This window comes from Streptomyces sp. NPDC054796, assembly GCF_053611545.1.
Map to the genome: position 1 here is coordinate 39,339 of NZ_JBSHAO010000049.1, position 23,920 is coordinate 63,258.

Genomic DNA, 23,920 nt, shown 5'->3' on the forward strand with positions numbered 1-23,920 from the left:
CTAGCCAGCCGGTTCGTGGGGGTCCTCCGGCCGGGCCGTGACGTTTTGGTGTGCCTGGGTGGCGTGCGCCTCGGGCCGGGGTACTCGGGGCCGATGCGGTTCTGGAGGGTGCGGTTCCGGGTGGTGCGGTTCCGGGCTGCGCGGTTCCGCGTGGTGCCGTTCCGCGTGGTGCGGCGCCGGGCGGTGCTTCGAGGGGCGGGACCAGGGTGCTGTCCCGGCGATGACGAGCGCCGCCGTGACGAAGCCGCCCGCGAAGCCGAGCCCCTGCGCGAGCAGGCCCGTCGCGAGGGAGCCCGCGCCCGTACCGCCGTCGTACGCCATGTTCCAGACGGTGCTGGCCGTGCCGCTGCCCTCGGGGCCCGCGCGGCGGAACATCACCACGAGGGTGTCGTTCTGGAGGGCGCCGAAGCCCAGCCCGAACACGGCGGCCGAGGCCACGGCGGCGACGCCCTCGGCGACGCTCCCCGCGCCGCCCAGCGCGTCGGTGGCAGCGAAGCCCGCCATGCCCAGGGCGCAGGCGGCCACGGAGGCGGGCAGCAGTCCGCCGACGCCGACGCGGTCGCTGCGCACCCCCGCCGCCCAGCGGCCCACCATGCCCGCGGTGAACAGGACGGTCAGCGTGACGGGGGCTGTCCCGGGCGCGTCGAGGGAGAGCGGCAGGAACGAGGTCAGCCCGCCCAGCGCGCCCGCCGAGGCCAGGAGCAGCGCGAAGGGAGTGGCCAGTTCGCGGTAGCGGGCGAAGCCGCGGGGCTGCGCGTCCGTACCGGCCGTACGGTCCGTACCGGCCGTGCCGCCGGGACCGCCCGTGCCCGGCTCGTGCACACCGGCCGACGCGCTCCCCTCCCGCGCGTCTGCCTCGCCCCCCTGGCCGTCGGCCTGGCCGTCGACTCGTCCGTCGTCCCGGACCTCCTCCGCGAGCCTGGGCGCCCGGCGCCCGCTCATGGCCAGCACCAGCGGCACCGTCAGCACGCACAGCGCGCCCGTGACCAGGAAGACGGCCGTGAAGCCGAACGCCGTCGCCGTCCACACCCCGAGCGGCAGCAGCACCACCTGCGGCAGCCCCACCGCGAACCCGTAGCGGCCCACGGCCCTGCCGCGCTGGTGCTCCGGCACCAGATCGGCCGTCAGCGCGCTGCCCGCGACGGCCACCATGCCGAAGCCGACGCCGCGCACGGCGCACACGGCCAGCACGAAGCCGAGGCCGGACGAGAACGGGTAGGCGAACGTCGGCAGCCCCAGCAGCAGCGCTCCGACGGCCAGGATCTGCCGCAGCGAGAGCCGTCGCAGCAGGCTCCCCATGCAGAACTGCACGGCGACCGTGGCCGCCATGGTCACCCCCGTCGCCGCGCCCACGCCGCCGTACTTGGCGCCGCCTTCGGCCGACCACAGGGGGACGACGGCGAGCAGCGCCGCGTAGTTCGCGAAGGTGCCGAGCGTGGCGATCATGAGCAGCCGGAAGTCCCGGCCGTTCAGCCCCGTCGGGTCGGAGCGGCCGGAACGGCCGGAGCGCGTGGAGCCCGTCGTGCCGGTGCGGCGGTCGTCGGTGGGCGGGTCACCGGTGCGCCCGCGCTGTCGAGTGACGGAAAGTGCCATACCTCGTGTTTACGGGTACCGGACTCATCACGTCCAACGAATGTTCTCGATGCTCCCGATCGGCATTCGCGATGGGTGCGCTTACGATGGGGAGATGGAGCTGAAGCATCTGACGACGTTCCTCTCGGTCGCGCGGCACCTCAACTTCACCCGCGCGGCGCAGGAGCTGGGTTACGTCCAGTCCAGCGTCACGGCCCACATCAAGGCCCTGGAGGCCGATCTCGAAGTGCCCCTCTTCGAACGGCTGGGGCGCCGGGTCGCGCTCACCGACTCCGGACGCGAACTGTGCGGCTACGCGCAGGTCCTCGTCGGCTACGCGGAACAGACCCGCGAGGCGGTCCAGGGCGCCAGCGACGACCCCGGGAAGATCCGCGGCACCCTGCGCATCGCCGCGCCGGAGAGCCTGTGCGCCTACCGGCTGCCGCCCGTGCTGCGCGCGCTCCAGGACACGTTCCCGCAGCTCAGGGTCTCCTTCGGCCCCGCCGGGCGGCCCCAGTTGCTCGCCTCGCTGGCCGAGGGCACGCTCGACGTGGGCTTCCTGCTGGAGGAGTCCGTCGAGAACCCGATGGTGCACGCCGAGTTCATGATGCGCGAGCCGATGCGCCTGGTGGCCAGGCCCGAGCACCGGCTCGCCGCGCGGGAGCGGGTGCGCACCGTGGACCTGGGCGCCGAGACGCTGCTCCTCATCGAGGAGGGATGCGCCCAGCGCACGGTGATGGACCGGGAGCTGCGGCGCTTCCAGTTGCGTCCGCCGACGATGGAGTTCGTCAGCGTGGAGGCGCTCAAGCGCTGTGCGTCGGCCGGTCTCGGGGTGGCCATGCTGCCCGCCGCCTCCGTCGCCGACGAGGTGCGGCGGGGCGAGCTGGCCGAGCTGCGCTGGGACAAGGAACCGGTGCTGGAGGTGTTCTTCGTCCGCCACAAGGACCGCAGCCCGACGCGGGTGCTCCAGGAGCTGTCCGCCATCGCGCGCGAGCACTGGGCGCCGACGGAGGCTGCCGGGGAGGCGGCACGGGCTGCGGGCGTGGCCGCGGCGCCGAGCGGTTAGGCCCCCGATGGGCGATGGGCGATGGGCGATGGGCGTCAGGCGGCCGAGGCGGCCGGGGGCTGCTCGTCGCTGTCGTCGTCGGGCAGCTTGCAGACGCGCTCCAGGAAGACCGCGGCGGCCACCACGGCGATCCCGGCGAGCACGGACAGGCCCGCGTAGACGGTCTGATCGCGCCGGGCCGCCGCGTCGGGCGCGCCCAGCAGCAGATAGACCCCGGCCCCTCCGTACATCCCGGCGACCAGCGACGCGACCAGCGCGCTGGCCTGCCCGAAGAGGACGGCGCGCGCCGCCATCATCGGATCGACGCCCTTGGCGCCCGGCTCCCGCTCGCGCTGGGCCTTGAGCCGGGCCCGCAGCGACAGCGCGGTGGCCAGCAGCACCACGGCGATGACGGCGAGCACGACGGGCGCCGCGACCGGGACGCTGGGCAGGGTGCCCACGGTGTCCCACAGCCGCGCGCCCGCCCACGACAGGATTCCGGCCACGGCGAAGAGCCCCGCCAGGGTGCGGATACGGAGTTCCTTCACGTCTGTCGCCTCACGGTCTCGTCTGTCGCCTCACGTGCCGGCTCACGGTCTCGTCCGGATCGACCCGGCGGGGCCGCCGCCGCGGCACCGGCCGGGGGCTCCCGGGGGAGCCCCCGGGAAACCGCCCCTCCGGGAAAACGCAACACGGGAGCCCAACGACTATTCGGGCAGGCTGAGTTCCAGGTCCGCGCGCGCCGTGACGCCCTCGGTCCCCAGGCGCGCCAGCAGCTCGGCCGCGGCGCCGCGGCCGGGGACGACCGCCTCCGGGTCCACGTCGAGCCACGGCACCAGCACGAAGGCACGCTCGTGCGCGTGCGGGTGGGGGAGGGTCAGCGTCGGGTCGTCGGAGACGACGTCCTGGTAGGTGACGATGTCCACGTCGATCGTGCGCGGGCCCCACTTCTCGTCCCGCGTCCGCTCCAGGGCCTCTTCGATCGCGTGCCCGCGCTCCAGCAGCGAGGACGGCGGCAGGGTGGTCTTCACGACGACCACCGCGTTGAAGTACGAGGGCTGGCTGCCGGGCTCCACGCCCCACGGCTCGGTCTCGTAGACGGGAGAGACGCCCTTGACCTTGAGGCCCGGGGTGTCGGCGAGCGCGTCGACGGCGCTCTGGAGTTTCTCCAGGCGGTCCCCGACGTTGCTGCCGAGGGAGACCACGGCGTACTGGGGGTTGTGCAAAGTCGTGTCGGCCGCGTCGACCTGGTGCACCACGGCAGCGGGCACCGGCTGTACGGTCGGGTCACTGTTCGGCGTCATGCGCGGCTCCGCTTGATAGTGATGGTCACGTCGTCAAAGGGCACGGTGATCGGGGCTTCGGGCTTGTGCACCACGACCTCGACCTCCCGTACGGCCTCGTGTGCGAGGCAGGTGTCGGCGATGCGCTGGGCGAGGGTCTCGATCAGATCGACGGGCTCGCCTTCCACGACCGCCACGACCTCCTCCGCCACGACGCCGTAGTGAACGGTCTTCCCGAGATCGTCTCCGACGGCGGCGGGCCCCGTGTCGAGGCCCATGTCCACATCCACGATGAAGGTCTGACCCTCCACGCGTTCCCGCTCGAACACGCCGTGATGCCCGCGGGCCCTCACGCCGCGCAGCGCGACACGGTCCACGCGTATCACTCCCGTCTTCGGTCCTCGGTCCTTGGTCGTACGAATGCAGCATGCACCGCGGGCGTGCCACCGAATCGAATCTACCTGCGAGCACGGACAGTGCCAGCCCGCGGGGGCTATGGACAGAGCCGGACCGGAGCTGCGAGGGGTGCCCCCTCGCGTCCCGCGTCGCGGCCTACCCGACAGCGCCCCGGGCCACTCTCGCATTCCCGATGACGTTGCCCTAACGAGTGGCCTCTCCCACGCTCCGCTGACGGTGATGGGCGGTTGGGCGTACGTCCGCGCGGACGTACGCGGACAGCCCCGCGGAATTCGCCCGGAGTTCGGTTCGGGGCTCGGCAGAGGGCTCGGTTCAGAGTTCGATGTCGCCCTCGCCGGGCTCCGAGTCGTCGTCCTCGTCCTCGCGTTCGACGAGCACAGGCGAGCCGTGGTGCGCCCACACCTTCCAGCCACCGCCGCCCTCGCCGCCCGCTCCGTCCTCGGCGCGGCGGAAGACGTTCGTCGCCACGACGAGGCCGCCCACCAGGGGGCCCGCCGAGCCGTCCTCCTCCGCCGGGCCGCCGCTGAGGATGTTCTCGGTGCAGCGGACCAGGGCCGTGTCGCCCAGGACGGAGATCTCCACGTCGGTCAGGAAGAACTGGATGTACTCGGTGTTCGCCATGATCAGCGCGTAGGAGCGCAGCACCTCGTCGCGCCCCGTCAGCACCGGCCACCCCGGGTGCACCACGCTGATCTCGTCGTCCAGCCACAGCTCGGCCAGCGCGTCGAGATCGCCGTGCTCGACGGCCTCGTAGAGCGCGGTGTTGGCGGCTTCCACCGCCTCGATGTCCGTACGGGCGCTGCTCACTCGGCGCGCCCAGTGCCCGACGTGCCCGGCGCGGCGTGCGCGCTGTCCGCGCGCTCGACGGCGTGCGCGACCCGTACCGCGTCCGCGCTCGCCCGCACCTCGTGCACCCGCACCGCCCAGGCGCCCTCGCGGGCCGCCAGCGCGGAGACGGCGGCCGTCGCCGCGTCGCGCTCGCGCGCGGGGGGCGGGGACGCGTCCTCGCCGGAGGCCAGCACGCGGCCGAGGAACCGCTTGCGCGAGGCGGCCACCAGCAGCGGCAGGCCCAGCTCGCGGCGCAGCCGCCCCGTCGCGGCGACCAGCGCGAGATCGTGCTCGGCCCGCTTGGCGAAGCCCAGGCCGGGGTCCACGACGATCCGCTCGGGGGCGATGCCGCCCGAGACGGCCCGGTCCAGGTTGCCGCGCAGCTCGTCGATGACCTCGGAGACCACGTCGCCGTAGACGGCGCGGCTGTTCATGTCGACGCTCTGGCCGCGCCAGTGCATGACGACGAACGGGGCGCCCGCCGCCGCGACGGCCGGGATCATGGCCGGATCGGCCTGGCCCGCGCTCACGTCGTTGACCAGCGCGGCCCCCGCGTCGAGCGCCTGCTCGGCCACGGAGGCGCGCATCGTGTCGACGCTGACGACGACCCCCTCCTCCACGAGACCGCGCACGACGGGCAGCACCCGGCGCAGCTCCTCGGCCTCGTCGACGCGGGTGGCTCCGGGCCGGGTGGACTCGCCGCCCACATCGACCAGATCGGCGCCTTCCGCGACCAGATCGAGCCCGTGTTTGATCGCGGCTTCGGTGTCGAACCACTTGCCGCCGTCGGAGAAGGAGTCAGGCGTGACGTTCACCACTCCCATGACGGCGCACCGGTCCCACTCGGGCAGACCTGCGACCTGGCCGCGCAAAGCACTCATGCGTCCAGCGTAGGCGCTACGCCTCTGCTGGGCCGCTGCCCGGGGCAGCCGGGCCAGGCGGCCCCGGAGGGGCGGGCGGCTCCGACGGCTCCGACGGCCCGGCGGGTCCCGGCACGACGGGCAGTCCTGCCGCGCGCCACGCCTGGAAGCCGCCGTCCAGATCCGCGACCCGCGTGAGGCCCAGGGCCTGGAGCGAGCGCGCCGCGAGGCTGGACGCGTAGCCCTCGTTGCACAGCACGACGACGGGCAGCTCGAACCCGGTGGCCTCGGGGGCACGGTGCGGACAGGTCGGGTCGAGCCGCCACTCCAGCTCGTTGCGCTCGACGACGAGGGCGCCGGGGACGGTGCCGTCGCGCTCGCGCAGCGCCGCGTACCGGATGTCCACCAGCAGCGCGCCCGCCGCCTGCGCGTCGGCGGCGGCCCGCGGGGGCAGCCGCTCCAGCCCTTCGCGGGAGCGGGCCAGCAGCGCGTCGACGCGGCTGGGGGCGGGGGCGGGGTCGGGGCCGCCGTCGCCCTGTCCGGGGGCGTCCGTTCCGGGGGCGCTCACTCCCACTCACCCGGCTGCTCGACGTGCTCCAGGCGCAGCACCTGGCCCGTGCGGCTGTAGCGGCGCATCAGGGGGAGCGGCGGGTAGTACGCGTGCACCGAGACGGCGTGTTCCTCGGACTGGTTCAGCACCTGGTGCACGTGGTGCGGCCCGAAGGCGCGCCCGCGCCCGTCGGAGAGCACGCGCTCCCTGTCGACGCCGTCGGCCAGCTCCAGCGTCCGCCAGCCCTCGGTGGGGATGCGCGCCGCGAGCGACTGCTCGGTCAGCGCGCCGGAAGCGGCGGCGAACGCGCCGCGCGAGCCGCCGTGGTCGTGCCAGCCGGTGCCCGTGCCTGGCGGCCAGCCGATCAGCCACGCCTCGCTGCCGCCGGGGCCTTCGAGGCGGAGCCAGGTGCGGCCCTCGGGGTCGAGGGGGAGCGAGCCGACGTACGCCGTGTCGGCGGCGACGCGGCGTACGAAGTCGAGAAGTTCGGCCTCGCCGGGGCCCTCGCCAGGCCCCTCGGCGCGGGGGTCGCGGGGCGCGGCGGGTGCGGGCAGGGACGCGGGCACGGGTGACGCGGGTGCGGTGGTGGAAGACACGGGAATCCGTCCTGAAAGCGATCGTGGGAGCGCGCGCGTAAGAGGGCGCGCGAGGCGCGCGCCGTAGCGGCGTGGGAAGGGATCGGTCAGCAGGACGCGGGACAGACGCAGCCCGCGTAGCGGAGGAGGTCCAGGTGGACCCTCCGCCAGAACTGGAGCCGTGTGCCGGTCATGATCGGAGTAGAGCACGCCCCGTTTTTCGGGGTCAACACCGTCCCGCCCCTCGGAACGCCCCCGCTTTCGCGGGCTACTTCTCGGGGACCGTCTCCAGCGACACGTCCGCGCGTGCCACGTCCCGCTCGTCCGCGTCGATCGAGCGCCGCAGCGCCTCGTGCAGCCGCGTCGGCGTCAGCACGCCGAGGAAGTGCCCCTCCGCGGCCCCGTCCACCACCGCGATCCAGCCCGCGTCGTGCTGGAGCATCGTGCTGAACGCCTGCTTCAGCGGCGCGCCCAGCGGCAGCCACGCCTCCATGCGGCGGGCGCGGTCCCGCACCGTCACCTCGGCTTCCGCGTCCGCGTCGGCCGGGTCCGCGGGCTCCGCCGAGACCCAGCCGTGCAGGTCGTCCGCGTCGTCCAGGACGACGGCCCAGTGCGCGCCCTCGGCCCGCATGCGCGCCGTCGCCTCGCTGAGGCGGTCGTCGAGGTGGACGACGGGGGGTGCCTCCAGGTCGGCCGTCTCGATCGGGGTGACGGAGAGCCGCTTGAGGCCGCGGTCTGCGCCGACGAAGTCGGCCACGTAGGGCGTCGCGGGGGCGCCCAGCACCTTCGTGGGCGGGTCGAACTGCTCGACGCGGCCCTCTCCGTAGACCGCGATGCGGTCCCCGAGCCGCACGGCCTCCTCGATGTCGTGCGTCACGAAGAGCACTGTCTTGTGCAGCGAGGACTGGAGCTTCAGGAACTCCGTCTGGAGGTGTTCGCGCACCACGGGGTCGACGGCGCCGAAGGGCTCGTCCATCAGCAGCACGGGCGGGTCGGCCGCGAGCGCGCGGGCGACGCCGACCCGCTGCCGCTGGCCGCCGCTGAGCTGGTCGGGGTAGCGGTCGCCGAAGACGCCGGGGTCCAGGCCGACGAGGTCCAGCAGCTCGGCTGCGCGTTCGCGGCGCTTCGCCTTGGACCAGCCGAGGAGGTGCGGGACGGTGCCCGTGTTGTCCAGCACCGTCTTGTGGGGGAAGAGGCCCACCTGCTGGATGACGTAGCCGATCCGGCGGCGCAGCTCGACGGGATCGACGGAGGCGATGTCCTCGCCGTCGAGGAAGATCTGCCCCGAGGTCGGCTCGATGAGGCGGTTGACCATCTTCATCGTGGTCGTCTTGCCGCAGCCCGAGGGTCCGACGAGGGTGACCAGTTCGCCCTCGGCCACCTCGAAGGACAGGTCGTCCACGGCGGTCGTGCCGTCGGGGTAGCGCTTGGTGACGTTCTCGAAGCGGATCATGGGCCCATTCTTGTCGCTCGGTCCGTGGCTGGCGGCGGAATTCTCCGCGGACGAAATCCTTCCGCCGGTGGAATCCTTCCGCGCGCACGGTGAATGGCGTGTTGCGGCAGTGTGGCAGTTCGGGCCGACTGTCGGTAGCGGGCGGTAGGGTCCCCGAAAGTGACCGGGACGACCCGGAGACCAGGCGTGCGAAGCGGGGGAGGTGAGCGGAGATGAGCGGGGTCAGTGGCGTCAGCGGGGCCGGTGCCGCCGTGGGGCAGACCGGGCAGAGCTGTCTCTCCGCGAACGACTGGATCTGCGGCGAGTACGTGCGCTCACGCGGCCAGGAACTGCTCGACGCGACGGGCCAGCATGTGTGGATCACCGTCCTCTCCGTCGTGCTCGGGCTGGTGATCGCCTTCCCCCTCGCCCTCGTCGCGCGCCGCTGGAAGCGCGCCTCGGGCGCCGTGCTGGGCCTCACCACCGTGCTCTACACCGTGCCGTCGCTGGCCATGTTCGCGCTGCTGCTGCCCGTCTTCGGCGTCTCGGCGGCCGTGGTGGTGACGGGCCTGGTGCTGTATTCGCTGACGGTGCTGGTGCGCAACATCCTCGCGGGCCTCGAAGCCGTCCCCGAGGAGGCGCGGGAGGCCGCGCGCGGCCTCGGCTACGGCCAGACGCGGCTCCTCTTCGAGGTCGAGGTGCCCCTCGCGCTGCCCGCGATGATGGCGGGGGTGCGGATCGCCACGGTGTCCACGGTGGCGATGACGACGGTCGGCGCGATCGTCGGCTTCGGCGGCCTCGGCAACCTCATCTACAACGGCATGGAGAGCTTCTTCAAGGCCCAGGTGCTGACCGCCTCCGTGATCTGCGTGATCCTCGCCGTGGTGGCTGACGTCGCGCTGCTGGGCCTCCAGCGCCTGCTGACGCCCTGGGCCCGCACCAAGGGCAAGGCCCGCGGGCGAGGGGCGCTCCGTAGAGGGCCCGGTGCCGGGGCCCGTAAAGAGAAGGCGGTGGCGTGACGATGGGCGTCATCGGGGACGTGTGGACGTGGCTCTCCTCCGGCGGCAACTGGTCGGGGAGCAACGGCGTCCTGCACCGGCTGGGCGAGCACCTGTATCTGACGGGCGTCTGCCTGGCGCTCGCCGTGCTGATCGCGCTGCCCGTCGCGCTGTGGCTCGGCCACCTCGGCAAGGGCGGCGCGCTCGCGGTCAACATCTCCAACGCCGGGCGCGCTGTGCCCACCTTCGCGGTGCTGGTGCTGCTGACGCTCAGCCCGATCGGCACGGCGGGTGACTGGCCCACCATCATCGCGCTGGTCCTGTTCGCGGTGCCCCCGCTGCTGACGAACGCGTACGTCGGGATGCGCGAGGCCGACCGCGACGTGGTCGAGGCGGCGCGCGGAATGGGCATGTCCGGGTGGCAGTTGCTGGCCCGCGTCGAGGTGCCCCTCGCGTTCCCGCTGATCATGACCGGGGTGCGCTCCGCCGCCGTACAGGTGGTCGCGACGGCGACCCTCGCGGCACTGCCCGGCGGCGGCGGCCTGGGCCGGATCATCACGGCGGGCTTCAACACGTACGACACCCCGCAGGTCGTCGGCGGCGCCGTCCTCGTCGCGGCGCTGGCGCTGCTGGTGGAGGGCGTGCTCGTCGTGGCGGAGAAGCTGCTGGACCCGATGCGCCGCAGGCGCGCGGGCACGTCCCGGGATTCGGATTCCCGTTCGACTCCCCCCGACTTTGATGACAGGGTGACCCCCGCGCGCGGGCGCCCGCAGGCATCCCCGCACGCGCACCCGACGGCCTGACGAGCGGCCTGACGAACGACGATCTGACGACCGGTCCGACGAATGGTGGTTCCCATGTACGAGTCCGAGTCCGCACGGTCCCGGCGGAAGCGGCGCCCGCTCACCGCCCGGCGGACCCTGACCGCGGTCGGCGCCACCGCCGCGCTCGCTGTCTCCCTGACGGCCTGCGGCGGCAGCAGCCTGGAGGAGGAGGGCGGCGGCTCCGGCGGCGGGGGCAAGCTGGTCATCGGCTCGGCGGGCTTCACCGAGTCGCAGATCATGGCGGAGCTGTACAGCAAGGTGCTGGACAAGGCGGGCTACTCCACCTCGATCAAGAAGCTCCAGAACCGCGAGCTGTACGAGCCGGCCCTGGAGAAGGGCCAGATCGACGTCGTGCCCGAGTACGCGGCCACGCTCGCCGAGTTCCTCAACGCGAAGAAGAACGGGCCCAAGGCGGAGCCCGTCGCCTCGAACGACGTCGAGGAGACCGTCACGGCGCTGGAGAAGCTGGCCGAGCCGCGCGGGCTCAAGGTGCTGTCGGCGGGCAAGGCGGTCGACCAGAACGCGTTCGCCGTCACCGAGGCGTTCGCGAAGAAGCACAAGCTCAAGACGCTGTCGGACCTGGGCGAGTCGGGCGAGAAGATCAAGCTGGCCGCTGGCGACGAGTGCGACGAGCGCCCGTTCTGCCGTCCGGGCCTGGAGAAGACCTACGGCATCGACATCACGGACGTGGACCCCAAGGGTGTCGGCACCACCCAGTCCAAGCAGGCCGTCAAGGCGGGCACGGACCAGATGGTGCTCACCACGACGACGGACGCGACGCTGGACGACTTCGGTCTGGTCCTCCTGGAGGACGACAAGGGCCTCCAGAACGCGGACAACGTCCTGCCCGTCGTGAACGAGAAGGACGCGGGCGGCAAGAAGGTCGCGGACGCGCTGGACAAGCTGACCCGGGTGCTCACGACGAAGGACCTGGCGGATCTCAACCGCAAGGTGGACTCCGAGCGCCAGAAGCCCAAGGACGTGGCCGAGGAGTACCTCAAGTCCAAGAACCTGCTCTGAGCGGGCAGTTGACCGCCCGGGTCGCGAGGGCGGGTCCGGGCGCGGCCCGTGGGCTTGGAGGGGCGCGGGTTGTGAGGGCATAACAATGCCCTTTGTCCGGTGTCGTCGATCGCGCCACACACGGTAAATTCCAGGCCATGCCACGTGGACGTCATCGCCATTCGCCGCCCCTGCACCGGCTCCTTCCCCCGGCGGCCGTCGCAGTCGCCGCGCTGGCCTGCGCCGGTGGCGCCTGGCTGGCCGGAGAGCCGGGCATCGGCGATACGGAGACCGTCGTGCTCCGCGGCTTCGCCGCGGCGGCGGCCGTCGCGGCGGTCACCGGCGCGGTCATGCTGCGCAAGTGGGACCGCGCGGCGGGCAGGCGGGTCGCCGAGCTGAAGGCGAAGCAGACGAGCCTGGAGTGGCGCGCCGAGGAGCGGCAGGCCGAGCTGGAGGGCGAACTCGAAGAGGCCCGCGAGTCCCGTGGCGCCCTGGAGTCCAAGCTGCGCGAGAAGCGCGCCGAGCTGGCCAGGCTGCGCACCGAGCACGCCGCGCTGCTGCGCCGCTACGCGCACGCGGAGACGGAGCGGGCCAGCGCGCTGGAGGGGCGGCGCCAGCTGGAGATCGAGGCGGCCGAGGCCCCCAAGGCGCTCGCCGCCTCCGCCATGGACCACCGCAACGAGGCGGGCGCGCCCTCGCCGCTGACGTACCTCCAGGCACACGAGGCGCTGCGGCATCTGTCGAGGAACGCGGCGCGGCAGGTGGAGCGGCGTCGGATGGAGCGCGAGATGGCGCGCGCGGCGGCCGCGGCGCGCGAGCCCGTCGCCGAGCCCGACGCGCGCTCGACGGCCTCAGCGGTCGTCCCGCACTCCCCGGCCCCTGACAGCGTCCACCGCGTGGACACGGGCGGCTTCGACTTCTTCGGCAAGGGCGGCGCCGCGTCGAAGGGCTCCCAGGGCGCGCAGGGTGCGTCGAATGCGCCGGGTGCGCAGGGCGACTCGCGCGGCGGGCGGGACGGCAAGGACAGCAGGGACAGCCGGGACGCGAAGGGGCTGCCCCGGCAGCAGGACGGGGACACGGGCGGGCGCGACGGCGCGTCGGAGGCCACGCCCTCCGAGCGCAAGCGCGGCGACGAGGACGAGGACCCCCACCGGGGCGCGTCCCCGAGCGGCACGAGCGGTGCGGGCGGCGCGAGCGGTGCGACGGACACGGCCGCCGCGTTCACGGGCGCTTCGGCGGCCCGCGCCCGCGCGGCGGCGACGGGCGGCGCGGGCAGGAACCAGGGCCCGCGCCCATCGGCCCAGCCGGTCCCCTCGGCCTTCGACCCGGCGGCGCGCGCGGGTACGGACGACGACGGGACGGGACGTTCCCGTACAGACGCGGACGAGGAAGCGGCGGCCGAGCCTTCGCCCGGCGAGGCCCTGGACATCACGGAGCTGCGCAGCGCGATCTGAGCGCGGGGCGCGTCGGCTCGTCTCCCGTGGCGGCGGCCCCGATGCCGCCCCGCCCCCGGCACACGGCCCAGGGGCTCGTCGGCTCGTACGGCCGGGGTGTCTGCCGCGACCGGACGCGTACGGCGCGGCTGTGGTGGCGGCCCTGATCGCGCCTCGCCTCCGTCGCACGGTCCGGGGTTCGTCGGCTCGTACGGCCGGGGTGTCTGCCGCGACCGGACGCGTACGGCGCGGCTGTGGCGAGGACCCCGATCGCGACCCGCTCCCGCCCCCACCCCCGTCACGCTGTCCGGGCGTTCGGGCGCGTTCGGCCGTCGCGCGGCCTACTTGTCGATGTCGCCGACGACGAAGAAGAACGAGCCGAGGATCGCCACCATGTCGGCGACCAGCGTGCCCGGCAGCAGTTCGGTCAGGGCCTGGATGTTGTTGTACGAGGCCGAGCGGAGCTTCAGCCGGTACGGGGTCTTCTCGCCCTTGGAGACGAGGTAGTAGCCGTTCAGCCCGAGCGGGTTCTCCGTCCAGGCGTACGTGGCGCCCTCCGGGGCCTTCAGTACCTTGGGCAGCCGCTGGTTGATCGGGCCGGGCGGCAGCTGCGCGAGGCGGTCGAGGCAGACGTCGGCCATGTCCAGGGAGTTGTGGGCCTGCTCCAGCAGCACTTCGAAGCGGGCCAGGCAGTCGCCCTCCTGGCGGGTGACGACCTTCAGCGCGCTCCGCAGCTCCGGATCCGCGTAGGCGAGGTACGGCTCGTCGCGGCGCAGGTCGAAGTCGACGCCCGAGGCGCGTGCGATGGGGCCGCTGACCCCGTAGGCGTGGACCGTCTCCGGGGGGAGGTAGCCGACGTCGCGCGTACGGCCCCGGAAGATCTCGTTGCCGAGCACCAGCCGGTCGAAGGAGTCCATCCGGGCGCGTACGGCCGCCACCGCCTGGCGGGCGCGGCCCAGCCAGCCCGCCGGCAGGTCCTCCTTGAGCCCGCCGACCCGGTTGAACATGTAGTGCATGCGCCCGCCGGAGATCTCCTCCATGACGTTCTGGAGCTCCTCGCGCTCCCGGAAGGCGTAGAAGACCGGCGTGATCCCGCCCAGCTCCAGCGGGTACGAGCCGAGGAACATCAGATGGTTGAGCACCCGGTTCAGCTCGGCCAGCAGGGTGCGCGTCCAGACGGCGCGTTCGGGGACCTCCATGCCCAGCATCCGCTCGACGGCGAGGACGACGCCCAGTTCGTTGGAGAACGCGGACAGCCAGTCGTGGCGGTTGGCGAGCACGATGATCTGCCGGTAGTCGCGGGCCTCGAAGAGCTTCTCCGCGCCCCGGTGCATATAGCCGACGACGGGCTCCGCCGCGCTGATCAGCTCGCCGTCCAGCACGAGGCGCAGCCGCAGCACGCCGTGCGTGGAGGGGTGCTGCGGGCCGATGTTGAGCACCATGTCGGTGCTCTCGGCCGCGCCGCCGACGCCGACCATGGTCTCCGACGTGGCCGCTGTCGCTGTCGCCGTCGCCGCTGTCCCTGCCGCTGCTGCTGCCGCCGCCTGGCCCTGCTGACCCGTCTGACTCATGGCCGTTAGTCTCTCAGCTTCCTCCCTGAGTCTGATACGGACTGTCACAGGTCACGCCTAGGCTGGTCGTATGACGAGTGGCGCGGGCGTTGAGTCCGACGGTCCGGAGCCGGGCCCGGCCCCCGGCGGGGGCTCCGGGGACCCTGACGGCGAACAGTGGCGCGGGGTGGAGCGCGCGATGCTGCCGATGCGGCGGTTCGTGCTGCTGTCCACACTGCTGCCCCTCGCGGTGGCGACGGGCGTGCTGCTCGGGCTGTTCGCGGGTCCGGGCTGGGCCGCCTTCGCGCTGCTGCCCCTCGCCTTCGCCGTCTGGGGCTGGGGCGCGCTGCGGCGCAACTGGCGGTCCTGGCGCTATGCCGAGCGCGTCGACGATCTGCTCATCAGCCGCGGCGTGCTGTGGCGGGAGCTGACGGTCGTGCCGTACGGACGGATGCAGCTCGTCGAAGTCACCTCGGGTCCACTGGAGCGGCGCTACGGCCTGGCCAGGCTCCAGCTCCACACCGCCGCGGCCACCACGGACGCGACGATACCCGGCCTCTCCCCCGAGGAGGCCGAGCGGCTGCGCGACCGCCTGACCGAGCTGGGCGAGGCCCGCTCGGCGGGGCTGTGACGGCGTGCGCGCCGTGAACGGGGAGGCGTGAGGTGCCAGGACCGCTGCCGCCGCGCCCCGAGGGCAAGCCGCTGCACCCCATCACGCCCTGGCGCCGCGCCTGGGCGCCCGTCGCCGCGCTCCTCGCCTTCTCGGCGCAGGACCTGGAGCGCACCCGCGAGTGGTTCACCCAGCTCACGGTGGGCTGGCTGCTGGCGGCGTTCGGCGTGCTGCTGCCGATCGCCGCCGCGTACGGCTTCCTGTCCTGGTGGTTCACCAGTTATCTGGTCACGGACACCGAACTGCGCATCCGCACCGGGCTGTTCTTCCGCCGCACCGCGCACATCCGCCTCGACCGCGTGCAGGCCGTCGACGTGGGGCGGCCCCTGCTGGCCCGCCTCGCGGGCGTCGCCAAGCTCAAGCTGGACGTCGTCGGGACCGAGGCCAAGGACGAGCTGGCGTTCCTCGGCGAACGCGAGGCCGTCGCGCTGCGCGCCGAACTCCTCGCCCGCGCGGCGGGCATCGCGCCCGACGCGGCGCCCGAGGCGGGCGAGGCCCCCGCGCGCGAACTCCTGCGCGTCGACGCGCGCACCCTGCTCCTCTCGCTGCTCCTGACGGGCTCCGGCTGGGGGCTGCTCGTCCCGGCCCTCGTGGTGCCCGTCCTCATCTACCTCGCCAGCGACAGCCTCTGGGCCGCCCTCGCCACGCTGCTGCCGCTGGTGGGCGCGGTGTGGGCGAGCAGCGCGGGACGGTTCCTGCGCGAGTACGACTGGACCGTCGGCGAATCGCCCGACGGGCTCCGCCTCGACCACGGGCTGCTCGACCGCGAGCACGCGACGGTTCCGCCGGGGCGGGTGCAGTCCGTGCACATCGTCGAGCCGCTGCTGTGGCGGCGGCGCGGCTGGGTGCGGGTGGAACTGGAGGTCGCGGGGGCCGCGAAGGGCAAGGACGGGGTCCTCATACCCGTCGCGCCACGAGAGCGCGCCGAGGCCGTGCTCGGGCGGGTGCTGCCCGAGGTCGGGCTCGCGCGTGCGGAGGCGGCGCTGGAGCGGGCACCGCGGCGGGCACGCTGGGCGGCGCCGGTGGTGTGGCGGGCCTACGGGCACGGGGTGACCGGTTCCGTTTACGTCACCCGTCGTGGGCTGCTGCGGCGGCGGACGACGATGGTGCCGCACGCGAAGGTGCAGAGCGTGCGGTGGGAGCAGGGGCCCTGGGCGCGGTGCCTCGGGCTGGCCGACGTGGTGGTCGATCACGGGGCGAACGGGGTGGCGAAGGGGAGGTTGCGGGACGCGGAGGAGGCGCGGCGCGTGGTGTACGCGCAGGCGGAGCGCTCCCGTACGGGCCGCCGCGAAGCGACCCCTGACCGCTGGCTCACCTGACCCTTCGCGGGTGCGGAAGGAAACGAAGGGTTGCCCCTTCACCGGGTCGCGCCCCTTCACGGGGTGCGGGGTGAAGGCTTCACGGGGTGCCCGCTCTTGCAGGGGTGCGCCTGCTGTGGGTGCCCCTTGGGGGGTTCGTTCGCGTGTGGCGGGCCGGTGGCACGGGTTGTGCCCACCCGTCCCGCCAGCGGGACGATTGCCCACAACAGTTTTGGCGCCGTCGCCAGTGGGGCGTCGCTGGGTGCGCCTTGGGGTTTCGTTGCGTGGGTGCGGGCCGGTGGCTTCGGCGCGGCGTGTGGTGACGGTGCGTCGCGGCTGGCGCCGCGTGGTTCTTGGCTCGGACCGTGGTTATGGGGCCCGTGTGTGGTGGGGGTCGGTGCCGCGCCGGGGTGTCTCCTCGGGCGTAAAGGTCTCGCTTTCGGCTCTCCGCCGGTGACTTGCTCGCCCTGCGGGGACCCCCCGCCACACCACCTCCCGGTCGCGGCCAACTCCCGGCCGGTGGCCCCTCCGCTTGTTCCCATGCTGTGGACCGGCGCCTCATCGGCACCCATGCGCCCGCCCCGTGCCTCGCCGAAAGGCCTCCGCCCCTGCCACGGGAAGCCGACGGGGGGACGGTTCGCCACTGTTGTGCGCCCGCCCCGGCACCTTGCCGGAGGGGCCCAGCCCCCACTGTTGTGGGAACGACCCCGGCGCCTCGCCGAGCGGGCCCGCCCCTGCCACGGGCGGCACCCTGGTGGCGACGGCGCCCCACTGTTGTGGGCAAGCGTCCCGCTTGGCGAGGGGGCACCTCCCAGCGGTAGCTGGGGAGGGTGGGCACAACCCACCCACCGGCCCGCAGCACGCGTACGTAACCCCGAGGGGCAATCGGGTAGGCGCCCCCTGCCAAGGGGGTGTTGCGCGGGACGGTTGGCCCGGAGAGTGGGGACCGTAGGTCCCGCGCTGGGGGGGTGTGCCGCCGCATGGCAAGGAGGCGCACCCCGTGAAAGGGGGTGGGCATTGGCCCACCCCGGGCGGAAGCGGGCCACCGGCGGGACGGGGACGGGGTGGGGTGTCCCCGCAGGTCGAGAAAGTCACCGGCGGAGAGCCGAAAGCGAGACCTTCACGCCGAGGAGACACCCCGGCGCGGCACCGGACACCCCGCACCCACGCACCCCACACGGCCACCGTCGGACACCAGGAATCACGCGGCGCCAGCCGCGTACTACGGGTCCATAGGCCGCGCCGTAGCCACCCATCCGCACCCGGAAAACGGCGAACCGCCCAGCGCAGCGCCCCGCGCCCCGTGCGGCGGCACAAAAATCAGCGCGGGACCCTACAGTGCGCACCGCACGGGCCGGCCGTCCCGCGCAACACCCCCGTCAAGAGGGCAACCCCCCGTTTCCTTCCGCACCCCGCGAAGGGGACCCGCGGGGGTGGAGGAGCCAGGTGAAGGCGCCCAGGGCGGAGGGGGAGGTCAGTTCGGCCGCCTGGGTGGCCGTGGAGAGGGCGCGGACGTAGGCGGCCGGGTCCGTCGAGGCGAGGGACAGGGGCGGGCGGCGCCCCTCGACGCCCAGTTCCCGCAGCACCTCGCGCTGCGACATCAGCGCAGCACCCTCGGCCGTTCCGGGGAGGGACAGGGGCAGGCCCGTGGCGGAACCGTGCGCACCGCCCGCCGCGAAGGCGCACGCGTCGAGCGCCACGTGCGAGGTGAGGTCGCATGTGCCGTCGGGCACGGGGGCGACCTCGCGGCCCTCCGCGTACCCCGTGAGGGTGCCGAAGGGCGGCCGGGCCGAGCGCTCGTGCGCGTAGTCGACGGCCACCGCGAGCCCGCTCCGCAGCACCCGCACCGCCGAGCCCCACGCCTCGTCCCTGGGCCGCCCGATCTCCGCGCGGAGCCCCGGCTCGCCGCCCGCCAGGGGCCACCACCGCGCGAGCCACTCCGCGTCCGCGCGCGGCAGCGGCCCCGGAGCCAGCCGCTCCGTGCCGTCGGCGCGGACGAGTACCTGGCGCGGGACCCCGTTCTCGTCGTTCTCGGCGACGTCGACGGGGATGTTGTCGAGCCACTCGTTGGCGAACAGGAGCCCGGTCAGGTCCGTCAGGTCGGTCAGCCCTGAGAGGGTGTCGCGCGAGCGGACCCACGTGACGCGGGGGTCGAGCCCTTCGGGGCGGGGCGCGCGCTCCACGGCGTAAGCGCGTACACGTCGCGCCGCCTCGTCGGGCAGCGCCCCCAGCACCCCGGTCAGCAGTTCGCCGCGCCCCGCGCCCACGTCCACGAGGGCCAGCTCGGCGGGGCGGCCCAGGCTCTCGTCGACGCGCAGCAGGAGGCGGGCGACCGCGCCCGCGAAGAGGGGGGAGGCGTGCACGGAGGTGCGGAAGTGGTCGCCGGGGGCCTCGTGGGTGAAGAAGCCGGGGCGCGCGGCGGTACCGGCGCCCGCACCGGTCCCGTCGCCGTCGCCGTAGAGCGCGCGCTCGGTCGCCTCGCGCCAGGTCGCCCAGTCGTTTGCCGGTCCGTTGTCCTCTGGGTTCACGGGGCTCACGCTACGTGCGGACGTCGCTCCTCCACCTTGCGGAGTATGCGAGGGCACCACGGATCGGCCGTCCGGTTGACTCCTGCACGTACTTCGTCTTCCTACGCTGGGTGATGTGAACCGCATCTACGACTTCATCCGCAGACACCCCACATGGGTGGACGGCTCCTGGGCCGCGCTGCTGCTGATGCTGTCGGGGCTCTGGATCGCCACGAGCGTCCGCGTGGACGCCGAGGGGCTGCCCCAGGGCCCGACGGAGCAGATCGCCTCCGTGCCGATCGCGCTCGCGCTCAGCACCGTGGTCGCGCTGCGCCGTCGCGCGCCGGAGAAGATGCTGATGCTGGCCACGGGCACGGGCGTCGCGCAGCTCGTCACGGACGTGGAGGTCTTCCCGGGGAACTTCGCGTTCCTCGTCATCATCTTCACCGTCGCCTCCCGCAACGTGCGCTGGGCCTCGTGGTTCGCGCTCGGCGGCGCGCTCACCGCGCCCACCATCTCCGCGCTGCGCTGGCCCGACGCGAACCAGGACACCACCAGTGCGGTGTTCGGCTGCATATTCCTTACCGTCACGTTCTTCCTGGCGTGGGTGCTGGGGGACTCGATCCGTACCCGTCGCGCCTACTACGCGCAGTTGGAGGAGCGCGCCACCCGCCTGGAGAAGGAGCGCGAGGCGCACGCCAAGATCGCGGCGGCGGCGGAGCGCGCCCGGATAGCGCGGGAGCTGCACGATGTCGTCGCGCACAACGTCTCGGTCATGGTCGTCCAGGCCGACGGCGCCGCGTATGTGCTGGACACCGCGCCCGAGCAGACCAAGCAGGCGCTGGAGACGATCTCGGGGACCGGGCGCCAGGCGCTGGCCGAGATGCGGCGGCTGCTGGGGGTGCTGCGCAGCGGCGAGGGCAGCACGCGGGGGGCGCGGGACCGTAGCGAGTATGTGCCGCAGCCCGGCATGGAACAGTTGGCCGAGCTGGTGGACCAGGTGCGCGGGGCCGGGCTCATGGTGGACTTCACCATCGAGGGCACGCCGCGCCCCCTCCCGAGCAGCGTGGAGCTGACGGCGTACCGCATAGTGCAGGAGGCGCTGACCAACTCCCGCAAGCACGGCGGCCCGGACGTCGGCGCCTCGGTCCGCCTCCGCTACGGGGACGACGAGCTGAGCCTCCTCGCCGAGGACGACGGGCGCGGGGCGCAGCGGGAGCTGTACGAGGACGGGGGAGCGGACGGGCTCGGGCACGGTCTGATCGGGATGCGGGAGCGTGTCGGCATGGTCGGCGGCAGCCTGGAGGCCGGGCCCCGGCCCGGCGGCGGCTTCCGCATCAACGCGGTACTGCCCCTCAAGGTCGCCCACCACTGAGCGGGCCCACCACAGAGCGACCAGGGAAGACTAGGGAAACGGAACACCATGACCATCCGCGTGATGCTCGTCGACGATCAGGCACTGCTGCGCACCGGCTTCCGCATGGTGCTGGCCGCGCAGCCGGACATGGAGGTCGTCGCGGAGGCCGGTGACGGCGCCGAGGCGCTGGAGCAGTTGCGGGCGCGGGAGGTGGACGTCGTCCTGATGGACGTGCGGATGCCGAACGTCGACGGTGTGGAGGCCACCCGCCGCATCTGCGAGGGCCGCGAGGGCGGGCCCGGCGATCCGAAGGTGCTGATCCTCACCACGTTCGACCTCGATGAGTACGCCTTCTCCGCGCTCAAGGCGGGCGCCAGCGGCTTCATGCTCAAGGACGTGCCGCCCGCCGATCTGCTGGACGCGATCCGCTCCGTCCACAGCGGCGACGCGGTGGTCGCGCCGAGCACCACCCGCCGGCTGATCGACCAGTTCTCCTCGGTGCTTCCCGCCACCACGCCCGAGCCGCTCGCCAAGGAGCTGGAGAAGCTGACGGAGCGGGAGCGGGAGGTGCTCGTCCTCGTCGCGCAGGGCCTGTCGAACGGCGAGATCGCGGCCGGGCTCGTCCTCTCCGAGGCCACGGTCAAGACGCACGTGGGGCGCATACTCACCAAACTGGGGCTGCGCGACCGCGTCCAGGCGGTCGTCCTCGCCTACGAGACGGGCCTCGTACGCGCTGGCAACGGCGGCTGACGCCGCAGGGCCGGGCGGGCCGTCAGCGCAGGACCGTCTCCAGGAAGTCGCTGCCCAGCTTGGCCACGATGGACAGGTCCAGCTGGTGCTGTACGTACCGGCCGCGCCGCCGCGTCGTCAGCAGCCCCGCCTTCTTCAGCACGGACAGATGCCGGGACACCTCGGGCGCGGTGAGCCCGAGGATGTCGGCCAGCTCCCCCGTCGTGTACGGGGCGCGGGCGAGGCTGCGGCACAGCCGCATCCGCAGCGGGTGGGAGAGCGCCTCCATCCGCAGGGTGAGCGCCTCGACGGAGGAGTGGCCCGGAATGTCGCCCGAAGCGACCGGATAGTGCAGCACGGGCCGCCATCGCGGGCGGTGCAGCACCATCAGATGCGGCCAGTTGAAGGTCGTCGGCACGAGGGTGAGCCCGGCGCCCACGGCCGGGTCCACGGCGGTCGTACGGCCGTCCGCCAGCTTGTCCACCTCGATGCGGCTGCCGTGCTCGTCCAGCGTCAGCGCCTTCGATACGGACTCCAGCGCGGCGGCCAGCCCCTTGCGCCGCAGCAGCTCCGTCTTGTGCCGCGCGTCCGCCGCGAGATGGACCCGGGTGCGGCGCCAGGTGTCGGCGAAGAACGCCTGGTCGCAGTCCTCGAAGAGGCGCCGTATCCACGTGCGCACGGCCGTCGGGTCGGCCAGCAGCCACCGCGTGAAGTCCACCTGCCGCTGACCGCGCGCCGCCGCCAGCTCCAGGGCGTGCTCGCGCACCCGCGGATCGACGAGCGGCGAGGGCGCCGTCTTCCCGTACGTGCTGAGGCAGGTGAACTCCAGCGCAGCCGCGACGAAATCCTCGTCGGCCAGCCGGTCGAGCGTGTCCAGGTCATCGGCGAGCGTGGCGCCGGGCTGGGCAGCGGGGTCCCGCAGCCCGGCGAAGCCCATGAAGATGTCCGCGAAGGTGGTGCGCCACAGGAAGTCCGCGTCGCACAGGCGGTCGGCGAGGTCGGGTTCGAGCGCGGCGTTGGTCGCCGTGGCCCAGCCGTGCACGGCCGGGTGGTGTCCCGGCTCGGCCAGCGCGTGCAGCGCCGTGCCCAGCTCGGCCAGTGGCGACGGGCTGAAGACGATGCGCTCGGGCGGCAGGCCCGCGATCTCTACGGTCACGCTCATGGACCCATTCTGCGTGCCTTACGCGCAGGTCGGGCGCCGATTGACGGTCGTCGTCAATCGGCGTGCGGGAGTGCCCGGGGGCCGCGCAGGCTCGGGGCATGAGCATCACTCAGCAGTACGCGATGGACACCTACCGCCTCTCCCGCGACCAGCAGCCGCCTCCGCCGCTTCCCGGCGCGCACGAGGCGCGGGTGCTGCACGCGCTGTGGGAAGGGCTCCGCTTCCGGCGACGGCTGCGACGGCTGACGGGGGTGCCCGCGGCTACGCCGAGCCGCCGGTGACGCCCCCTTCGCCGGGGGCCCCGGATGCGCCGGTGACTCCGGCCAGGGTGCGGAGGAAGCCCTCGACCGCGCGGGACACGTGCTCGCGCGTCCACGAGAGGCCCGGCGCGCTCACGGTGACCTCACTCATGCTGACCCCGGGCGGCCCGCCCTGGGCCTCCGACCAGGCACGGAACAGCAGCGTGCCGCTCTCCTCCGCGTACCGCAGCGACGCCTCCTCCAGGTCCTCGGCGCCGTACGGGAGCCACACCTGGAACTGGTGCGTGTGCGGCGCCTCCGGCCACACCCGCCACCATGCCTCGCCCGACGCGGTCAGCGCCTCGCGCATGGCCTCGGCGACGAGCCGCGCGTGTGCCACGTACGACGGCAGCCGCGGCAGCTCCTGATCGAACCCCACCAGCGCGGACAGCACGGCGGGCCACTGCTGGAACAGCGCGCCCCCGTACCTGTGCCGCCAGGCGACCGCCTCCTCGACCAGCGTGGCCGGACCGGCGAGGGCTGCGCCCGAGAGGGCGCCGAGCGACTTGTAGAAGCTGACGTACACCGAGTCGGCGACCGACGCGATCTCCTGGAGCGGGCGCCCGAAGTGCGTGGCGCACTCCCACAGCCGTGCGCCGTCGAGGTGCACGACGGCGTCGCGCTCGCGGGCCGCCTCCACCGTCGCGGTCAGCTCCTCCCACGTGGGGAGCACGAAGCCCGCGTCGCGCAGCGGGAGTTCGAGCATGAGGGTGCCGAAGGGTTCCTCGCAGTCGCGGATCTCGTCGGCGCTGAACATCCGGGGTGCGCCGTCGCCCGGGTGCACGACGTGCAGGCCGCTCAGCCTTCGCAGGGCGTCGCGCTCCCAGCGGACGGGGTGGGCGAGGGGGTGCAGGGCGACTGTGGGGTTGCCCGTGCGGGTTGCCCAGCAGCGGAGGGCGGCCTGCTGGGCCATGGTGCCCGTGGGGAAGTAGGCGGCGGATTCGGTGCCGAGGGTTTCGGCGGTACGGAGTTCCAGAGCGCCGACGATGCTGTCGTCGTTGCCGTAGATGTCCGGCCAGTCCGTGAGGTCGTACGACCTCGCGCCCTCTTCCTTGAGGCGGGTGAGGAGGTCGCCCAGGCGGTCGGCGCCTCGAAGGTCGCCCAGGCGCCGTTCGGCCCCGGCCCACACCCTCAGCTTCCTCTCCCGCGCCTCCAAGCCCCCCCGCCTCCCTTGTCCACACCCCTTCTCCGCCAGCCTTCCCCTTCCCCACGCCGGCATCCTCCCTTTGACGGGGGCGTTGCGCGGGACGGTTGGCCCGTGCGGTGCGCACTGTAGGGTCCCGCGCTGATTTTTGCGCCGCGTCACGGGGGCGCGGGGCGCTGCGCTGGGCGGTTCGCCGTTTTCGGGTGCGGCTGTGTGGCTTCGGCGCGGCGTGTGGTGCGGTGCGTTGCGGCTGGCGCCGCGTGATTCCGGGTTGCGGTCGTGGTTGTGGGTGTGTGGGTGGGGGGTGTCCGGTGCCGCGGTGGGGTGTCTCCTCGGCGTGAAGCTTTCGTCGTCGCCTCTCGGCCGGTGACTTTCTCGACCTGCGGGG

At 73.5% G+C, this 23,920-nt stretch carries 23 protein-coding genes; 10 read left to right on the top strand and 13 right to left on the bottom strand.

Annotated elements, in window-relative coordinates; all coding sequences use genetic code 11:
* The gene (locus ACWGJ2_RS31105) at window positions 1-1,593 is read right to left on the bottom strand and encodes an MFS transporter (protein ID WP_453349623.1); all 1,593 of its coding nucleotides are present in this window, start codon (window positions 1,591-1,593) and stop codon (window positions 1-3) included.
* A 94-nt stretch (window positions 1,594-1,687) separates the two neighbouring features.
* Between ACWGJ2_RS31105 and ACWGJ2_RS31110 the strand changes: the two genes are divergently transcribed.
* Window positions 1,688-2,638: a LysR family transcriptional regulator gene (locus ACWGJ2_RS31110; protein WP_453349624.1), complete on the top strand. Its 951-nt coding sequence runs from the start codon at window positions 1,688-1,690 to the stop codon at window positions 2,636-2,638.
* A 35-nt stretch (window positions 2,639-2,673) separates the two neighbouring features.
* Here ACWGJ2_RS31110 and ACWGJ2_RS31115 read toward each other — a convergent pair whose 3' ends face one another.
* The 8 genes from ACWGJ2_RS31115 to ACWGJ2_RS31150 all read right to left on the bottom strand — a co-directional run bounded on the left by ACWGJ2_RS31115 (window position 2,674) and on the right by ACWGJ2_RS31150 (window position 8,583).
* Entirely contained in the window at window positions 2,674-3,165 is a 492-nt protein-coding gene (locus ACWGJ2_RS31115) for a DUF3180 domain-containing protein (protein WP_453349625.1), read from the bottom strand.
* A gap of 159 nt (window positions 3,166-3,324) precedes the next feature.
* Window positions 3,325-3,921, bottom strand: coding sequence for a 2-amino-4-hydroxy-6-hydroxymethyldihydropteridine diphosphokinase (gene folK / locus ACWGJ2_RS31120; protein WP_453349626.1), 597 nt, complete (start codon window positions 3,919-3,921; stop codon window positions 3,325-3,327).
* On the bottom strand, window positions 3,918-4,277 hold the full coding sequence (gene folB / locus ACWGJ2_RS31125) for a dihydroneopterin aldolase (protein WP_453349627.1): 360 nt from the start codon (window positions 4,275-4,277) through the stop codon (window positions 3,918-3,920). Before folB ends, folK begins: the two co-directional genes overlap by 4 nt.
* Window positions 4,278-4,629: 352 nt before the next feature.
* On the bottom strand, window positions 4,630-5,124 hold the full coding sequence (locus tag ACWGJ2_RS31130; protein ID WP_453349628.1) for a nuclear transport factor 2 family protein: 495 nt from the start codon (window positions 5,122-5,124) through the stop codon (window positions 4,630-4,632).
* Window positions 5,121-6,026 (bottom strand): dihydropteroate synthase, encoded by a 906-nt coding sequence (gene folP, locus ACWGJ2_RS31135; protein ID WP_453349629.1) that lies wholly within the window; start codon window positions 6,024-6,026, stop codon window positions 5,121-5,123. The genes ACWGJ2_RS31130 and folP overlap by 4 nt, the downstream gene beginning before the upstream one ends.
* 16 nt (window positions 6,027-6,042) lie before the next feature.
* On the bottom strand, window positions 6,043-6,492 hold the full coding sequence (locus tag ACWGJ2_RS31140; protein ID WP_453349642.1) for a rhodanese-like domain-containing protein: 450 nt from the start codon (window positions 6,490-6,492) through the stop codon (window positions 6,043-6,045).
* A gap of 77 nt (window positions 6,493-6,569) precedes the next feature.
* A complete protein-coding gene (locus ACWGJ2_RS31145) occupies window positions 6,570-7,109 on the bottom strand; it encodes a cysteine dioxygenase (protein WP_453349643.1) in 540 nt (179 codons plus the stop codon).
* Window positions 7,110-7,398: 289 nt separating this feature from the next.
* Window positions 7,399-8,583, bottom strand: a complete 1,185-nt coding sequence (locus ACWGJ2_RS31150; RefSeq protein WP_453349630.1) for an ABC transporter ATP-binding protein — start codon at window positions 8,581-8,583, stop codon at window positions 7,399-7,401.
* A 212-nt stretch (window positions 8,584-8,795) separates the two neighbouring features.
* Here ACWGJ2_RS31150 and ACWGJ2_RS31155 point away from each other — a divergent pair, with 212 nt between their 5' ends.
* From ACWGJ2_RS31155 to ACWGJ2_RS31170, 4 genes are all read left to right on the top strand, one after another.
* A complete protein-coding gene (locus tag ACWGJ2_RS31155; protein WP_453349631.1) occupies window positions 8,796-9,581 on the top strand; it encodes an ABC transporter permease in 786 nt (261 codons plus the stop codon).
* A gap of 2 nt (window positions 9,582-9,583) precedes the next feature.
* Window positions 9,584-10,363: an ABC transporter permease gene (locus ACWGJ2_RS31160; protein WP_453349644.1), complete on the top strand. Its 780-nt coding sequence runs from the start codon at window positions 9,584-9,586 to the stop codon at window positions 10,361-10,363.
* Between the two features lie 54 nt (window positions 10,364-10,417).
* Window positions 10,418-11,404 carry an ABC transporter substrate-binding protein gene (locus ACWGJ2_RS31165; RefSeq protein WP_453349632.1) on the top strand — a complete coding sequence of 329 codons (987 nt, stop codon included), beginning with the start codon at window positions 10,418-10,420 and terminating at the stop codon, window positions 11,402-11,404.
* A 137-nt stretch (window positions 11,405-11,541) separates the two neighbouring features.
* The gene (locus tag ACWGJ2_RS31170) at window positions 11,542-12,837 is read left to right on the top strand and encodes a hypothetical protein (protein WP_453349633.1); all 1,296 of its coding nucleotides are present in this window, start codon (window positions 11,542-11,544) and stop codon (window positions 12,835-12,837) included.
* 320 nt (window positions 12,838-13,157) lie between these two features.
* Here the strand turns inward: ACWGJ2_RS31170 and ACWGJ2_RS31175 are convergent, their stop codons facing one another.
* Window positions 13,158-14,294 (bottom strand): NADH-quinone oxidoreductase subunit D, encoded by a 1,137-nt coding sequence (locus ACWGJ2_RS31175; protein WP_453349645.1) that lies wholly within the window; start codon window positions 14,292-14,294, stop codon window positions 13,158-13,160.
* A 163-nt stretch (window positions 14,295-14,457) separates the two neighbouring features.
* Between ACWGJ2_RS31175 and ACWGJ2_RS31180 the strand changes: the two genes are divergently transcribed.
* Window positions 14,458-14,997: a PH domain-containing protein gene (locus ACWGJ2_RS31180; protein WP_453349634.1), complete on the top strand. Its 540-nt coding sequence runs from the start codon at window positions 14,458-14,460 to the stop codon at window positions 14,995-14,997.
* 32 nt (window positions 14,998-15,029) lie between these two features.
* A complete protein-coding gene (locus ACWGJ2_RS31185; protein WP_453349635.1) occupies window positions 15,030-16,355 on the top strand; it encodes a PH domain-containing protein in 1,326 nt (441 codons plus the stop codon).
* Between the two features lie 1,358 nt (window positions 16,356-17,713).
* Here the strand turns inward: ACWGJ2_RS31185 and ACWGJ2_RS31190 are convergent.
* Entirely contained in the window at window positions 17,714-18,862 is a 1,149-nt protein-coding gene (locus ACWGJ2_RS31190) for an SAM-dependent methyltransferase (protein ID WP_453349636.1), read from the bottom strand.
* 115 nt (window positions 18,863-18,977) lie between these two features.
* Here ACWGJ2_RS31190 and ACWGJ2_RS31195 point away from each other — a divergent pair, with 115 nt between their 5' ends.
* A complete protein-coding gene (locus ACWGJ2_RS31195; protein ID WP_453349637.1) occupies window positions 18,978-20,216 on the top strand; it encodes a sensor histidine kinase in 1,239 nt (412 codons plus the stop codon).
* A 48-nt stretch (window positions 20,217-20,264) separates the two neighbouring features.
* A complete protein-coding gene (locus ACWGJ2_RS31200; RefSeq protein ID WP_453349638.1) occupies window positions 20,265-20,948 on the top strand; it encodes a response regulator in 684 nt (227 codons plus the stop codon).
* 22 nt (window positions 20,949-20,970) lie between these two features.
* On the opposite strand, the gene ACWGJ2_RS31205 is transcribed toward ACWGJ2_RS31200, so the two are convergent.
* Window positions 20,971-22,089 carry a DUF5937 family protein gene (locus ACWGJ2_RS31205; protein WP_453349639.1) on the bottom strand — a complete coding sequence of 373 codons (1,119 nt, stop codon included), beginning with the start codon at window positions 22,087-22,089 and terminating at the stop codon, window positions 20,971-20,973.
* Window positions 22,090-22,187: 98 nt separating this feature from the next.
* Between ACWGJ2_RS31205 and ACWGJ2_RS31210 the strand changes: the two genes are divergently transcribed.
* Entirely contained in the window at window positions 22,188-22,370 is a 183-nt protein-coding gene (locus ACWGJ2_RS31210) for a hypothetical protein (protein WP_453349640.1), read from the top strand.
* Here ACWGJ2_RS31210 and ACWGJ2_RS31215 read toward each other — a convergent pair.
* Entirely contained in the window at window positions 22,351-23,544 is a 1,194-nt protein-coding gene (locus tag ACWGJ2_RS31215) for a threonine aldolase family protein (protein ID WP_453349641.1), read from the bottom strand. The genes ACWGJ2_RS31210 and ACWGJ2_RS31215 overlap by 20 nt on opposite strands.
* Window positions 23,545-23,920 lie beyond the last annotated feature (376 nt).